Genomic DNA, 15,189 nt, shown 5'->3' on the forward strand with positions numbered 1-15,189 from the left:
CCCTTCATCTGGACCAAATCCGCCCGCGACATCCTGCAAAAGGTCATTCGCGCCAACAGCCACTTAAGCAGCAAACAGAATGCAACACTACACTAGATTTGGAAACCGTCATTGGGTTAGATGTGGAGTCTGCCCGGAGTTGCACCCTGCGTATTGCAGACTTGGCGCCTGCAGTGGGTGGCACCGTAATGGTTCGTGATCTGGATACCGTTGCCGACGAAGACTGGAAGACGGCGCAATCCCGATATGCCGCGATACAACCGCTTCTGGACCGATTTGACGTGGGGCGACGTGAAGTAGAGGCCCGAGCTCAAGAGGTGGGAATCAACTTCACCACGCTTTACCGTTGGCTGAAGCTATATCGGGATGCGGGAACTCTTGACGGACTCATGCCGGAGAAAAGAGGGGTCAGGAGAGGCGCCAAGAAAATATCGTTGCATGCGGAACAGATTATTCAGGACGTTATCAATGCGTTGTATCTGACTGTGCAGCGGCCCTCCGTTCAGAAAGTGGTTTTGGAAGCGCGCCGACGGTGCATTGAAGCGCAACTCACTGAGATCCCGCACCCGAACACGATACGCGCCAGGGTTGCTGAGATTAGTGAGCGGGAGACGCTACGCAAACGGGGATATCGTGAGAAGGCCAAGAACAAGTTTATTCCTGTCCCTAGTCAGTTCCCCAACGCGGATTATCCATTGGCTGTTGTGCAGATAGACCACACACCCGCAGACATTATTCTGGTTGACGATATTTATCGCAAACCCATTGGCCGCCCCTATATTACTATGGCAATAGATGTTTTTAGTCGCATGATCGTTGGCTACTATCTGTCCTTTGACGCACCTTCGGTAACCTCTGTGGCAATGTGTGTGGCGCAAGCTATACTTCCCAAAGATGATTGGTTGGTCTTGCATCATGTCGATGCAAAATGGCCGGTGTCTGGTCTGATGACGACCATTCATGTGGATAATGGATCGGATTTTCGCTCGGAAAGCTTCCGTAATTCCTGCATGATGTACAATATTCGGCTTGAATACCGCCCGGTAAAGCAGCCCCGCTATGGTGGTCACATCGAACGTTTATTGGGCACCATGCTGAAAGAGATCCATGATCTACCCGGAACTACGTTCTCGTCGATAAAAGAACGGGACGAATACGACTCCGAGAAGCACGCTACGATGACCAAGTCGGAATTTGAAACATGGCTGGTTACTCTTATTTGCAAGGTGTATCACAAGCGACTCCATTCTTCCATCGGTATGACGCCCGAGAAAAAGTGGGAACTGGGTATCTTCGGGGATAAAGACACCCCGGGCCGTGGAATGCCCGCGTTACCTGCGAATCGTGAGGTATTGTTATATGACTTCTTGCCGATGTTCAAGCGGACTATTCAGGCGGATGGTGTTTCCGTAGATGGGCTGACCTATTATGCGGACGTTATCCGGCAGTGGATCAATGCGGATGACCCGGATACCCCCGGTAAAAAGCGGCAATTCATTTTCCGCCGTGATCCCCGTGATATCAGCGTGATCTGGTTCCATGATCCTGAGTTAAAAATGTATTTTCGCGTCCCATACGCGGATCAGGCGATGCCGAGCATGAGTATCTGGGAGTACCAGCAGGCGGTAAGTCGCGCTCGTCAGCAGGGTATGAAATCTGTGGATGAGGTCATGGTGCTCCAAGCCTTGAATGATCTGCGGCAACAGGTCGATGGCTCGTCGGAAAGGACGAAAAAGGCGCGTCGCCAGCAGCAAAAGCGCAAGGAACACGCGAAAAAGGTATCTCCATCACAGCCGCTGACTTCAAATAGAAGCGTATTGGAGAAAGCGGCCCCTGCCTCGATGTTGCTGGAAGGCGTTGTTAAGCCATTGGATGATATTGCATGATAGACCTCGCTCATATTCATCCGGAATTCCGCCATGTTTTAGGAATGTCGGATAAGGACCGCATGGCATTTCTCGACGAGCCGCGTTGGATTGGTTATGCCCAGGCTAATCGCCTTTTGGATAACTTGCGCGGTTTAATGGAAAAGCCCATGCGCCCACGCATGCCTAATCTGCTGATCGTTGGTGACTCCAATAACGGGAAGACAACGATTATTCGGCGCTTTCAGAAGTTGCATGGAGAGGGCTACGTCAATGAGAATGCCGAACCCGTTAAACCAGTTATTGTAAGCGAAGCGCCGCCCAGCGCAGACGAAAAGGGGTTGTATATAGCGATCCTGGAGCGTTTCTGGACACCGTACCGAGCGACGGACCCGGCTTCTAAGCTGCGCTATCAGGTGGTTCATCTGATGCGAGACTGCCATGTGCGTATCCTGGTAATCGATGAGTTCCACTCTCTCCTGACGGGGACGGTGACCAAGCAACGCGAGGTCATGAACGCCATCAAGCTGCTATGCAACGAATTGGCGATTCCCATCGTCGGCGTGGGCACCAGAGAGGCCGTCCGGGTTTTGCACACGGACCCACAGCATGCCAGCCGCTTTGATGTGGTCACGTTGCCGCCATGGGAATTGAACCCAGAGTTTCAGCAACTGGTAGCGAGTTTTGAACAAGTATTACCGCTTAAAAATCCCTCTTTGTTACATCAAAGCGAGACGGTAAGTCTGCTTTTTGCTATTTCCGAAGGGAATCTGGGTAATCTGCATCGCCTTTTGGTGGCGTGTGCGGTGGAAGCCATTAAAACTGGTACGGAGAAAATCGACAAATCGATCATAGAGGGAAAGCAATGGCTACGGCCTACGCGTGGCATCCGGGAACTGGTATAGATCGCCCGCGTTGGGTGCGTTCTGTACCTCTGCTGCCCGATGAAATTATCTCGTCGTGGCTGGTGCGTGCAGCGCTTGCCCAAGGCTGCGACCCGATGGTGCTTACCGGAGACGTATGGCCAAAGTGGCGCATATGGACGAGAGACGTGGACCGTTTTCTTGATGACGCACCGTTAAATAAGCTGGTCGTCCCTGCGGGAATTCCGCTGTCTTCCTTTCGCGCTGCTACGCTGAAAAGGATCGCTGAGCGTGTCAGTAATGGACCCCTGCCCGACAAGGCCGTGTGGCCGTGGATATTGGCGCTGGGTGCGCGGAATACCAAGAGGCGAAGCGGTCTGCAGTATTGTCCAGCTTGTCTGCGCGATGACCGTATCCCCTATTATCGCCTGCAATGGCGTCTCGCGTGGCATGTGGTTTGTGTGCATCATCATTGTGCTCTGCTGGACCGCTGCCCACATTGTGGGGTGCCCTTAGAGCCACACCGACTGCATGCGAAGGATGGTCATGTGGCGGTCTGCGCGACCTGCAAAGGAGATTTGCGGGATGTGGGCGCTATTACGCCATGTTCGGACGATGTCATGGCGTTCCAGGATGCAGGCGACGAGGCGATTCGTCATGGCAGTGGTCAGTTCATGGCACACCCGACGGAGACCGATGCATGGTTTGCCGGTGCGTCTTTTTTGTCCGCATTATTACGAAGAGCTAATCGTAGCGATGCGGAGGCTTTGCACGCATTTCTGGAGCGGATGGGGGTTGCAGTCCCTGAGTTACCGCTGAATCCCGGCACAGGGGTTGAACTGCTTGGCACAGCGGAACGTCACCTGTTGCTGGGCGCGCTGTGGAAACTGATGCGAACCGACTTGGCCGACGTGTCTAAGCATCTCCAGGAATCCGGTATTACCCGCCAAGGTTTTGTGAGCAAGGGAGAACGGATGCCAGACTTGTTCGCTGAGGTTTTCGCGCAACTGCCTGATAACGCCAGAGGGTACAGAAAGCAGGCAATACGCGAACCTGGCCAACCCCGGCCGCGTCACGAAGTAATGCGCATGTGGCAGCGATTACAGCGCAAGCTGGAGATGTCGCTGCGATGATGGATATGGTGGTGACGCCTTCGGCTGAGGTGATTTGCGACGAATGTGGCAAGCGAGGCAGAAAAATAACGCGGGTTTATCACGGCCATAAGTATTGTTCCACATGCTACGCACGAGAATTTAAGCGCCGACTTTGTCCGAAGTGTGGGAACTACGCACGGTTGCCGCGCAGGGATATGGCTGCTGTGTGTCGTCGCTGTGCGGTGGCCCGGCCCTGCATCCGGTGTGGAAAGACAGACTTCCGAGTGGGACGGGTGACGCGCTCTGGCCCTGTATGTAATTCCTGTGCGAATTATTTTAGGGAGGCTGAGGCCTGTGAGCTTTGTGGCGAGTTGTCGAGAAGGCTAACGCGGGTATCTCGGTTCAATCATAATCTACGGCTTTGCCCAAAATGCGCCCATGCCGATCACGGAAACTGCCATGCCTGCCACCACCATAGACTTTTGGTGGTGACCGACGATGGGCGGCGCTTGTGCAAAGTATGTCTTGATGGCGGAATGATCCTCTGCCATGAATGTGGACAATCTATGCCGGCTGGCAGAGGTGCTCAGTGTGAGTCCTGCTATTGGCGATGCCTCATGAGAACGCGGATATCTATGAATCGGGCAGCTTTTTCTGTGCGGGTTATGGCGGATCATTTTGAGGGATTTGGTGCATGGTTGGCCGTCACTGTCGGGGATAACAAGGCGGCCATTTCCGTGAACCGCTATCTATCCTTTTTTCTGGAGATCGAGAAAGTTTGGGAGGCTATCCCCAACTATAACCGTTTGGTTGCTCACTTTGGCGCTGAAGGGCTACGCAGAGTGCGGCTTCCCATGCGATGGATGCAGGAAGTTGGGTTGGTGGTCAAAGATGTTGCTGTGCAGGCAGAGGATTCCGAGAAACGGCAAATTGCTGGTATGCTAAAAGCGCTGGAAGGCGATCCGGCAGGATTACGGATACTGAAAGGCTACCACGACACACTTTTGGTAGAGGTAAAGGCTGGAAAGCTGAGTTTGCGCTCCGCGCGCCTTGCCATGGTACCTGCGAAAGCCCTGTTGCTGGAGAACCAGAAAATGGGACTGAAGAAGCCAGACCAGAATACGGTGGAAGTTTATTTGGCTAAGGTGCCGGGTCAACGAGCAGCTTTATCGGGTTTTGTGCGATATTTGCGTGAGGTGCATTCGGCGGATGTTGTGGTGCCTAAAGTCAAAGATGGTGCCGCCCAAAAGGTCCGTCAGCGAAAATTAGAGCAGGAAATGCTGGCGATGATGCGTGAAAGTGGGGAGGGAGAGGAATTTCTGCGCCGGTGGGTGTCGGTGGGGTTGGCGTATTTTCATGGATTGCCGAGGAAGGTGGGGCGAGGGGTGGACCTGAAGATGCTGAAGGCTGATGGCGAGGGTGTGGTTTTGTACTTTTCAGGTAAGTCGTACTGGTTGCCCTCGTTCACTGGTATTCCACTCGTCCAGGACCGCCTCCATGCCAGATGCTGAGAGTCGTGGACCCTGGCCGTATCGGCATCCGGTTGCGAACCAGCTTGTGCTTGCGGTCCACGCTCACCGTAACCTTGTGGCCGTGATGGCTTTTCCCGTGCTTCCTGGTCCAACTGGCATCCCGATCCTTCTGCCGCCGTTTGGCCGGACGCCAGTCCGCCGGGACGGCGTTCTGCTCTAGGATCTCTTTATCCCCCTTGGTGAAGTGCTGCTTGGGAGCGGGCACCAAGGCCGCATCATGATTTGCCCCGCGTGGGCTTCCAGACTCTGGGCACGGATCTGTCGATCCAGTTCAGCGAACAGTGCCGCCACATCGTCCGCGTCGACGCGGTTCTCAAAGTTCCAGATGGTCGTGCGGTCCAGAATGTTCGCGGATTGCTCCAGACCACAGAAGTGTTGGAAACTGCGGCGACCCATGAGCTGGAGCTCGGTCTGCTCGTCGGACAGTCGGCGATACAGTCATAGACTTCCTGGCGGCTGGACGCTTGGAAGGATCTGGCCTGGGTACCGTTGGCGAAGGCACGTAGTTGCTCCAGGGTGCTGAGCTTGTCGGTATGTAGAGTCACGATCATCTCCGGATAATCCCAGACTCCAGTCCGCTTTCAAACCCATCTCAGCGTGGAAACACGCTATCCCGTTCAGACTCATGTGTCGTTGGACAAGGCTTTACCTTGACAGGAGATCGTTGTGAGGGATAATGCAAATATGCTCTGTCACACTGCTCCCATCGGACGTTGGCCTACAGGAGAAGCATCGGCGTCGAACGTTCTTTCCTGCCCTAGTTCTGCGAGGAGTTTTGTATTGCGTCAGAGGCTCCCCACCGTAAACAATACTACCCAACTGTTGGAATCTTCCGTCTGGATTTCCAATGATTCTCGCCCCGATATGCCATGTCGCCGGCCATTGATCTGGTTGGAGTGCTGCAATGCTAATGGTCGGAGGCTCACCTTGGACGCTTTCGTTGGTCCAGTATGGGCTGGAAGCGGTGCAGATCAAGCATCGGTAGAAACACAACGGAAGACTCCATGTCAATGCTAACCGACGTTGCTGAATCCAGCGCACGTATCTCGGGATTGACGTGGCAGAAAAATAACCATTTCATTCTTTTCGACGCAGCTGTGACACGCTATCCCGACAAGGTCGCCATATTCGACGCAGATCGTAGTTTCACTTACCAGGAACTGTTCGTGCGAGCTAGGAACCTAGCCGACGTATTGCGTGTTGCGGGAGTCGACAGGGACTCGGCGGTTGCCGTCTGCCTCCAACGGTCTACAAATTGGGTCTTAACGCTATTGGCGATATGGGAACTAGGCGGTTGTTACATACCCGTGGATAACATGGCCCCGGTAGAGCGAATCAGATATGTGCTCGACACCAGCGGAGCGTCAATCGCGATCATCGATGATACTACTGCCGAAAAGTTCGTCGATCTGGCAAGTCTCATCAACATTGAGCGTTGCTTTACGGAAAGCGTTCATGAGTCGGCCAGTGAGGCCCCGATCGGAAGCGAGGTCGGAGAATGTAATCGGGCCTATGTCATTTTTACCTCGGGCACTACGGGCTATCCCAAAGGTGTGCAGATCGATCACGGCAACGTGACGAACATGGTCATGGAGCATGTTCGCAGTGGAGAGATCAAATGCAGCGATCGGATTGCGCTGTGCATGTCCTTCGGATTTGATGCGTCAATCCGCGACATCGTCGGCGCATTAGCAACCGGTGCCACCTTGTATATCACCAGCGCAGAAGAACTCGAACTTTCGGCCTTTTGCCATATGTTGGCAGAGCGTCGGATCAGCTATGCAGTCGTGACGCCTACATTGCTGAGTGCGATCGGCGTGCCACCACCACTGCCTGACCTGAATACCATTGTCTTGGCCGGAGAAGCGCCGAGTCGCCAACTCATTCGAACTTGGGGGGTGGGCCGGTTGTTAATTAACGCTTATGGCCCAACCGAGGCGACGGTCTGCGCAACTAAGCGTCTCTACCCTGGCGGAGTCATCGGAGCGGATGAGCCAGTCTCTATCGGTCACCCTACCTATGGAATCCTTGCGGAGGTGCTGGATGAGAAATATGCCCCCGTACCAAAAGGCGATGTAGGGGAGTTGTATATCGGCGGCGCATCGCTGACCCGCCTAGGGTATATCGGTGATGCTGCGCTAAACGCACAAAAATTCGTTGACTTACCAACTATCGGTAAAGCATATCGAACTGGAGACAAATGTCGCCTATTGCCGAATAACGAGTTGGAGTGGGTGGAACGCTTAGACGACCAGATCAAGATCAACGGTTTTCGCATTGAGTGTGCAGAAGTTAGGGAGGCGATTACAACCATTCCCGAGGTCACCGAATGTCTGGTTCGCCCATGGCGGACCGCTGCACGCACCTATCTGATCGCCTATTTGGTAATGCGTTGGACTCGAAACCGCCTGTCACGCGAGTCCATCGCGCAATATGTCAAGGATGCGATTCTCAGACGATTACCAGCATATAGCATCCCTTCGTTCATCATCGAACTGGATGAAATACCAATGAATATCAACGGCAAGGTAGATATCAAAAGGCTGCCAATGCCAACATCTGACACGACGCATCATCCGCCGTCCGGATGTAACGAAATAGAGGCCGCGCTTTGGGATGTCTGGTTTGACGTGTTGCCGAAAGATCTGGCAATCGGGTTTTCAATTGACACGGAGTTTCACGCAGGTGGCGGAAGCTCTATTGAAGCGCAACAAATTCTTCACCGAGTCGCTCAGCAGTGGCATTGCAGAATACCCTACCACATGTTTCTGGATGGGCGCGGTACTATCCGCTGGACAGCACAGCTGCTACAAGCAGGAGTTACCAAAGCCTCTGTAGCCAGATCGGAACAAGCTTGTGAAAGCGGCGATCTTTCGATCTATGTTAAGCCCGCTGCTCCTTGTCTTTCAATTGTCCGACAGGAAAGTCGCAGCGAGAACCCAACTCACCACTTTCTCTTGACTGGCGCGACCGGATTCCTGGGTGTGCACCTGCTAGCAAGCTTAGTTCGTCTTGGCGTCGAGGTGACATGTCTAGTCCGGTCGGATGCCGAATTATCAGTTGTCATGCGCCTACAGCGCACCTTAGACAAATACGACATTCCCTTGAATGTCCGGGAAGAAGGTATTGAGATTGTCGTCGGGGATATCACGGACGTGGACTTCGGTTTGTCGCGCCACGAATTTCGACGGCTTTCACACAGCATCGATGCTATCTTCCACTGCGCCGCAGACGTGGACTTCATCAAGAGTTACGAGCAGCTCGCGCCCACCAATGTAAAAGGGACGGCGCAGATTCTTCGGTTTGCGGCCGCAGGGCGAATAAAGAAATTCAATTACATCTCGACCCTAGCGGTTTTCTTTTCAACGCAAGCCGCCACAGGGAGTTCAGGCGAGTCATCTTCTTCACATTACAGTCGAGGTCTATTCGGTGGCTACGCACAGAGCAAGTGGGTTTCCGAACAGATCGTGATGGACGTCAAGAGCCAAGGTTTAGACGTTAAGATTTTTAGACCTGCACGACTTTGGGGCAACACGCAAACGATGCGGCATCACGAACAAGATCTCTATGTCCGCTTGCTGAAGCTAATTGCTCTGACAGGAAAAGCTCCCGATATCGATTACTCAATGGACTTCACGATGGTCCGAAACGCTGCGGACGCTATGGCGCGGCTTGCATTGGTTGCTCCTGCAGACTTCTACCATATTCTGGACGAAAGGACGGTGCATCTCAAGGATCTTGCCGAATGGGTTAATGAATCGGGCCACAAAATCGAGATGATTAGCTATGAAAACTGGTTACACATCTTGAACACTGAGCTTGCGGCCAAGACGCTCGGACCGCTGGTCTCGGTATTCTTAGATCCCATCAATTGTCACGGCACTCTGTTCGACAACTTGCTGCGCCTGCCAAGATACGCAACTGGCGTATTTCCGAACGATAAGGCCAAACAGATGCTGGGCAATTCAATGTTATTTACGCGAGGTGACACGCCAAAGGAGTATATTAAAAGGTGTTTTAAAGCATGGCACAGCCAGAAAAAAACCACCTGCGTTTAGCGGAATTGGTATGAAAATAACATCAAACCCAATCTTTCTCTGGGCGCATCCACGGTCGATCTCCACCGCCTTCGAACGAATCTTCATCGAGCGGGGGGACTTCAACGTTATTCATGAGCCATTTTCGCAAGCTTTTTTCTTCGGAGGAGAAAGGGGGCATGCAAGGTTCGCCGATCAGCCCGTGCAAGCAGGGTACACTTTCAAGGAAATCTGGGACGATATTGAGCGGGTGGGTCGAGCAAACGGGAAACCGTGCTTTGTCAAAGAACTCGCGTTTCACATGCGGACGCCGTTACGAAGCAAGTTTCTTTCACAGATCATCAGTACCTTCCTCATCCGCCATCCTGAGAAGTCGCTCGCGTCCATGTATAAGAAACTGCCGGATTTCGACTGGATTGAAGCTGGCTATGAGTCGCTCTACGAGATATATGAGGAATCGTCGCGCCTGCAACCTGAGGCTGTGATCGTATTTGATGCAGACGACCTTCTCCGAAACCCAGTGACGATGCTGAAGGAATATTGTAGCAGCATTGGCGTAGCATTCCTGCCGCATAGTCTGAGTTGGGAGCCAAAGGTCATTCCAGCTTGGAAATCGTGGGAAGGTTGGCACGACGAGGCGCAGTATAGTAATGGCCTCATGCTGGAGGCGCAGAAGAACGCTTCTGTCCTGCCAGACCGTGTCCATCGAATGATCGAACGAGCGATGCCGATTTATCAGGCAATGAAGTGTATTGCCGACAGAACTTGGCACGAGGCCGAACGACACAGACGTAAAGGGGATCAGGGCGATTGTCAAATATCCGACGAAATTCAGCAGTGAGTATGGCCGGTCCGTGCTGATTGTAGTATATTTTCATGCACTACGCCTTCGCTAGTACCAAGCATGCTGTTCACAATTGAGGTGGAGAATGGGTGGATGCTCTCAGAGACGCTAAAATGACTACATCGCTCCTCAATCTGCGGAGTGCCTCGTCAAAATGGGGGCCAAAGGTGACAATATGAATGTAATGCTGATAGTAAACGCTAGATGCTATGTTTTTAAGGCTGCTCTGAAAATGCTGTTGGACATGGAGGAGTGAATGAGTACGTATTGGAGCCCGGCGTTGGCTGATTTGGTCCCATATATTCCGGGTGAGCAGTCTAATCAGGTGGGCTTGGTCAAGTTGAATACCAACGAAAACCCATTTGGTCCCTCGCCCGCGGTCATTGAAGCGCTACGAGTGTGGCCAGGCGACAGGTTAAGGCTCTATCCTGACCCTGATTCCACAGCTCTGCGCGAGGCGCTTGCGCATTATCATGGTGTCGAGATCGATAGCGTCTTTGTTGGGAACGGGTCTGACGAAGTGCTCGCCCATGCGTTTTGCGCACTACTTAGGCATGACCTGCCGATCTTGATGCCGGACATCAGTTACTCTTTCTATAAAACTTTTTGTTTGCTATATGATATTGATTATATGGAGCTTCCACTTGACGCGAACTATCGCATCAACGTTCGCGATTATGGAGCACTTTGTGGGGGTGTCATTTTAGCAAACCCCAATGCACCGACCGGGCATGCCATCAGCAACGCTGAGATAGAATATCTGCTGACGTTGCACCCAAATCAAGTTGTAATCGTTGACGAGGCATATGCGGATTTTAGTGGCGCTACTGTAATCCCATTACTGGATCGTTATCCGAACCTCCTGATAGTTCGGACCTTCTCCAAGTCACGTAGTTTGGCAGGCATCCGCGTCGGCTATGCGCTGGGGAACTCAGAGCTGATCGCGGGTTTAGATTTGGTCAAAAACAGCTTTAACTCGTACCCTTTGACGTCGCTTTCGATTGTAGCGGCAATCGCATCGCTGGGTGACCAGAGTTACTTCACCGGCACCATTGCTGAGATCGTGCGACTACGCCAATGGATATCAGAAGAGCTTCGACATCTGGGGCTGACCGTGTTACCGTCGTCAACAAACTTTATCTTTGTAACCCATCCAACTTATACCGCTTCGCAACTCATGACTGGTTTGCGCCGACACAGAGTGCTGGTCAGGCATCTCAATGGGCCGCGTATCCAAAACTTCCTGCGAATCACCATTGGTTCCGAAAGCGACTGCTTTGGTTTACTGGCAGCTTTCGAGATGGTTTTATCTGAACAGTTCTCTGTGTCTTAACCTGATTAGGCAGCCTCTTGGAGTTTATTGCGGGACCCGAAAGGCTGTGTTACGATATTAATCGTTAAAGGTAAAGTGGGCTTGAGGGACAACTGGATATGCATGGTAGGAACGGCTCTTAATCCACCAAATCCTCCACAAGTTCCAGAAGATCCTAAGGGTTGCTGGGACTTGCGTGGGGGAAGAGAAGCCACCACATCTGGGCTATAATTAGTCTAATTGCCAATTCGAACGAGCACTATCACCCCTCCCGTGAATATCTTGTATGCTGCTGACAACGCGAAACCCTTGCGATAAGGTCCCAGCATTCGATTGACAACAAAGATTAGCATGTGCGCTTCGGTATCAATTGCCGCCAGTCGTATTGCCGAAAAGTCGAAATAGTAACCGACTTTTGGATAAAGTGCCTTAAACACACTCTCCTTTGCTGAAAATAACAGCGTGAGCGCCTTATGGTAGGTTAGTCCGCACGCCGCAAGCAGATCGCACTCCGTGCGGTCCGCTGCCTGCGCTTCCAGTGCGCTACAGATATATGGTGCAATCCAGTACTCGATATCTATGCCAATAGTATCGGTATGCGTGGTGCGCCAAACGGCGCAAAGTGCCTTGTTTTTCGCATGACTTATTGAGCCGACGATACCTATGGGCCAAAGCGGGCATCGCCGTTCATCCGATTCGATGTCACATTTAAAGAAACCGAGCCTCTCCAGTGCGAGTTTTGCCACATACCGTCCCGCGAGGTATTCAGCTCTTCTTTTTATTACAGAACTGGCGATTTCTTCAGTAAAAGAAATCCCCAACCTCTGATACAAATTGTCCATAAACTTCGAGACATCAAAGCTGACGAGCATAAAAACGCCGTCGGGGTTTGACTGCAACGTATTCGCAGAAATAATAAAGCCCCCCTCTTCATTTACTGAAGGAATACCCTGAAAACGCTTCATGCCTCCCTCTTAACTTTTTTCAACTGCGAATCGGACGACTACATGCTCCATGCAGGCAGATGTTTCCCAGACACTCCGTGCAACGCGCTCAAAGGAAATGAAGTCTTGAGGCTGCCAATGGATATTTGCACCCAAGGCAACCACTCGTCTACCTAGAGCCTAGTCCGATGTGGTCACGCACCCCTCATGCTCATGGCACCCACCCAGTACCTGCAGCGCTACCAAGACGTCCGTGCGGGCCGGATGTCCTGGACGCAGATGACTCGCGCATACAGGCGGTCTTGTTGTCTCCCCGGAATACGCCCTAAAGTTCAGTATAGTACCACTCCTACCTTTTTCAACGCATTCCGTGCTGCTGATTCGCAAGCCACTTTGTTACTTTTTGAATTCCTATGCGGGAACGTCCAAGCCTGTCCTGGGCAGGATTTTAGCAAGCCTGTGCTAAACACCCCATTAGTTAGCGGAAGATTCTGCATGACTAATGTGATCCATTTACCTATTTCCTTTTCTTTATCGAGTCGGAAAACCAGACCACTAAATGAATCTTCTATGTTTTTCGTAGTTCCATCGGATTGAGTCTCTGTCCATGTGCGTCGTTCTATCTCTATTATGAACACATAACCTACGCTGGATCGAATCCATATAACCGAGACACCACGTTGGCGCTTCGGTGTGGTATCAATGATTGACCAAGTATAGCCCTTGTTCCCCTTGTTGAGTGATGGGAAGGGTATCATTAATGGTCTCACACCACTCTGCGCGCCATTTTTTAACGTATAAAATCCGATGTCAAAGATATTCTCACTATATTGTTTGGCTAGTCGGCGGAGAGCTTCCCACATATCTAATAAAGCACCACTTGATTCTAGCTGGATCGGCTCGTGGATAGACGCACGTCCAGTGTCCTTGCCTGTACCATGGGGTTCACCGGCAGAGACTGCCGAATTGAAGGCTGGGCTGATAATTGCCTTTCCATCCCTCGTGCTTTGCGTGCGCGATCGCCTGATAGGGATTAATACGGGCGATCTCCCAAGCCACTCCCATTTCGATTCATCCAGGTCTACAGCCCCTGTTCCTTGATCGGGCGCTTCATCTTCGGTCAGTGACAACCCTTCTGGGACCAAAGTACAGGTCACGCGTACAGCGCCTGTCCATGCCGATCCATTTATCGTTTCTTCGTCCGCTTCTCCAGTTTTATTTGTGTTCGCACGATCATATAAGATATTTGGGCTCTTCGGTGGAGACATGCCGAGTATGTTCAGAGCTAGGAATGTTTTTGTTTTTGGAATGTTGATCCCAGCTACGCGGATCTTGCCTAGCCCCTGATTCCATGGCGACACTTTCAGGAAAATAGGTTTGGTGCCCGACATGCTTTCTGCCTGAGACCAAATTTGCTTTGCTTGGTTACGCGCATAGGAATCGTATTTCAGGTGTGCGAGGAAAAGGGCATCGTCGTCAAGCATGTCTCGGCCCAGACAAATTGCCCATGTTCCCGGGTTGGATGGCAATGGTTCAGATGGTGTGGCAAAAAATCGCCGTTCAGCAGCACTCCAAGGCAAGGTCACTAATATACGTTTGACTGTTTCGGAAAATCCATAGCAGCGGGAGAAAAACTCCATACAAGGAATCAGAAGCGATGATGTATTTTCATCCTCTGTAGAGAAGTGGAGCAGCCAACTGTCAGCCATCGCATTGGGACAACCCGTGAATATGGGGTACATATCACGGGGAATGAGTCTACGCTCATCTGATATGGCGTTTTTACCTATGGAAGAGTAGTGCCATCCGGCTGGTGAAAAATTGACGTCAAGTATCTTGGTGGTGTAACTGGCTCTGGCGACCAGTTTGCCGTCGTGCCATACAGTTCCTATGCGCATAAACCCTAGGCTGGTGACGTTAACGCGCTTGCATTGAAAATTATTCAGTAAAATCCCTTCGCCATCGATTTCGCGAAACAGGACAGTCACTTTTGGCTGGTATTTGTCGGAGCGGTTGGGCGACAGCACCCCATACCACCAGACCATAAAGCGTCTGTCAGTCAGATTGCCTATGTCTATGAAAACCGGGGCGTGGGCTTTTTCTAGGGGAATTTTTTCCATGATCCACCAAAAGGCCCCACGGTCTGAGCGAGAATGTCTGTGTTGTAGCAGCTATTGTCAGAATGTAGCTTTAATTGGTGGAAGTCACATCCCCCACCCACCAGCGCTGCCGAAGAGGCACTGTGATGGGGGGAACGAAAGGGACGTTGCCCCCAGCGCTGCACATCAAATCCACCGCTTTGCAAACTATGGATGGCGGCCACTTCCAGGGCTTCGTTGCGGCGCAGGGGCGGAAGCAATCCGGGCAAACGCGCGGCCAGCATGCTTTTCCCGGTCCCGGGAGGCCCGGACAGGAGAATATGATGACCACCAACGGCCGCAATAATCAGTGCCCGTTTGACGGTTTCCTGGCCGCGTACATCCCGCAAGTCCGGGTAGGGAAGAGCATCACCGTCGATCTCGTCATGAGGCACCGTTTCCGGCAGTTGTTGGGTGCCGCGCAGGTGGGCCACCGCTTCCGCGAGATTGTGGCAGGCCAATACGGGCGCCGTGCGAGCCAAAGCAGCTTCCACGGCATTGCCCTCCGGGAGCAGTAAAACATGTCCGGCCTGACCAGCAGCCAGACTGCTGGAGAGGGC

9 protein-coding genes and 1 pseudogene are annotated in these 15,189 nt (G+C 52.3%); 6 read left to right on the top strand and 4 right to left on the bottom strand.

Annotated features, from left to right (window positions below; genetic code table 11):
* Nucleotides 1-188 precede the first annotated feature (188 nt).
* The 3 genes from AC2VLY_RS00815 to AC2VLY_RS00825 are packed head-to-tail and all read left to right on the top strand — an operon-like array spanning nt 189 to nt 3,861.
* Nucleotides 189-1,886 carry a transposase gene (locus AC2VLY_RS00815; RefSeq protein WP_486921602.1) on the top strand — a complete coding sequence of 566 codons (1,698 nt, stop codon included), beginning with the start codon at nt 189-191 and terminating at the stop codon, nt 1,884-1,886.
* Nucleotides 1,883-2,770, top strand: a complete 888-nt coding sequence (locus AC2VLY_RS00820) for a TniB family NTP-binding protein (RefSeq protein ID WP_310514673.1) — start codon at nt 1,883-1,885, stop codon at nt 2,768-2,770. The genes AC2VLY_RS00815 and AC2VLY_RS00820 overlap by 4 nt, the downstream gene beginning before the upstream one ends.
* Nucleotides 2,731-3,861 carry a TniQ family protein gene (locus AC2VLY_RS00825; RefSeq protein WP_310514674.1) on the top strand — a complete coding sequence of 377 codons (1,131 nt, stop codon included), beginning with the start codon at nt 2,731-2,733 and terminating at the stop codon, nt 3,859-3,861. The genes AC2VLY_RS00820 and AC2VLY_RS00825 overlap by 40 nt, the downstream gene beginning before the upstream one ends.
* Nucleotides 3,862-5,288: 1,427 nt before the next feature.
* Here the strand turns inward: AC2VLY_RS00825 and AC2VLY_RS00830 are convergent.
* Nucleotides 5,289-5,780, bottom strand: a pseudogene (locus tag AC2VLY_RS00830) (transposase); the annotation flags it as partial.
* A 584-nt stretch (nt 5,781-6,364) separates the two neighbouring features.
* Here AC2VLY_RS00830 and AC2VLY_RS00835 point away from each other — a divergent pair.
* The 3 genes from AC2VLY_RS00835 (at nt 6,365) to hisC (ending at nt 11,568) form a co-directional block, all read left to right on the top strand.
* Nucleotides 6,365-9,412, top strand: coding sequence for an amino acid adenylation domain-containing protein (locus tag AC2VLY_RS00835; protein WP_486921604.1), 3,048 nt, complete (start codon nt 6,365-6,367; stop codon nt 9,410-9,412).
* Nucleotides 9,413-9,422: 10 nt separating this feature from the next.
* The gene (locus tag AC2VLY_RS00840; protein WP_310514676.1) at nt 9,423-10,232 is read left to right on the top strand and encodes a sulfotransferase-like domain-containing protein; all 810 of its coding nucleotides are present in this window, start codon (nt 9,423-9,425) and stop codon (nt 10,230-10,232) included.
* A 259-nt stretch (nt 10,233-10,491) separates the two neighbouring features.
* Nucleotides 10,492-11,568, top strand: coding sequence for a histidinol-phosphate transaminase (gene hisC / locus AC2VLY_RS00845; RefSeq protein WP_310514677.1), 1,077 nt, complete (start codon nt 10,492-10,494; stop codon nt 11,566-11,568).
* Between the two features lie 215 nt (nt 11,569-11,783).
* On the opposite strand, the gene AC2VLY_RS00850 is transcribed toward hisC, so the two are convergent.
* From AC2VLY_RS00850 to AC2VLY_RS00860, 3 genes are all read right to left on the bottom strand, one after another.
* A complete protein-coding gene (locus AC2VLY_RS00850; protein WP_310514678.1) occupies nt 11,784-12,512 on the bottom strand; it encodes a 4'-phosphopantetheinyl transferase family protein in 729 nt (242 codons plus the stop codon).
* A gap of 311 nt (nt 12,513-12,823) precedes the next feature.
* Complete coding sequence (locus tag AC2VLY_RS00855; RefSeq protein WP_310514679.1) at nt 12,824-14,611, bottom strand: hypothetical protein; 1,788 nt, start codon at nt 14,609-14,611, stop codon at nt 12,824-12,826.
* Nucleotides 14,593-15,189 (bottom strand): ATP-binding protein (locus AC2VLY_RS00860; protein ID WP_486921603.1); only part of this gene is annotated, 597 nt, incomplete at its 5' end. The genes AC2VLY_RS00855 and AC2VLY_RS00860, both read right to left, overlap by 19 nt.

It is taken from the genome of Acidithiobacillus sp. TH-A36 (genome assembly GCF_057473445.1).

What these genes read in the sequence shown, in the direction of transcription:
- AC2VLY_RS00815 (WP_486921602.1), top strand. Translation starts at nt 189, where the DNA reads ATGGTTCGTGATCTGGATACCGTTGCCGACGAAGACTGGAAGACGGCG.
- AC2VLY_RS00840 (WP_310514676.1), top strand. Translation starts at nt 9,423, where the DNA reads ATGAAAATAACATCAAACCCAATCTTTCTCTGGGCGCATCCACGGTCG.
- AC2VLY_RS00820 (WP_310514673.1), top strand. Translation starts at nt 1,883, where the DNA reads ATGATAGACCTCGCTCATATTCATCCGGAATTCCGCCATGTTTTAGGA.
- AC2VLY_RS00825 (WP_310514674.1), top strand. Translation starts at nt 2,731, where the DNA reads ATGGCTACGGCCTACGCGTGGCATCCGGGAACTGGTATAGATCGCCCG.
- AC2VLY_RS00855 (WP_310514679.1), bottom strand. Translation starts at nt 14,611, where the DNA reads ATGGAAAAAATTCCCCTAGAAAAAGCCCACGCCCCGGTTTTCATAGAC.
- AC2VLY_RS00850 (WP_310514678.1), bottom strand. Translation starts at nt 12,512, where the DNA reads ATGAAGCGTTTTCAGGGTATTCCTTCAGTAAATGAAGAGGGGGGCTTT.
- AC2VLY_RS00835 (WP_486921604.1), top strand. Translation starts at nt 6,365, where the DNA reads ATGCTAACCGACGTTGCTGAATCCAGCGCACGTATCTCGGGATTGACG.
- hisC (WP_310514677.1), top strand. Translation starts at nt 10,492, where the DNA reads ATGAGTACGTATTGGAGCCCGGCGTTGGCTGATTTGGTCCCATATATT.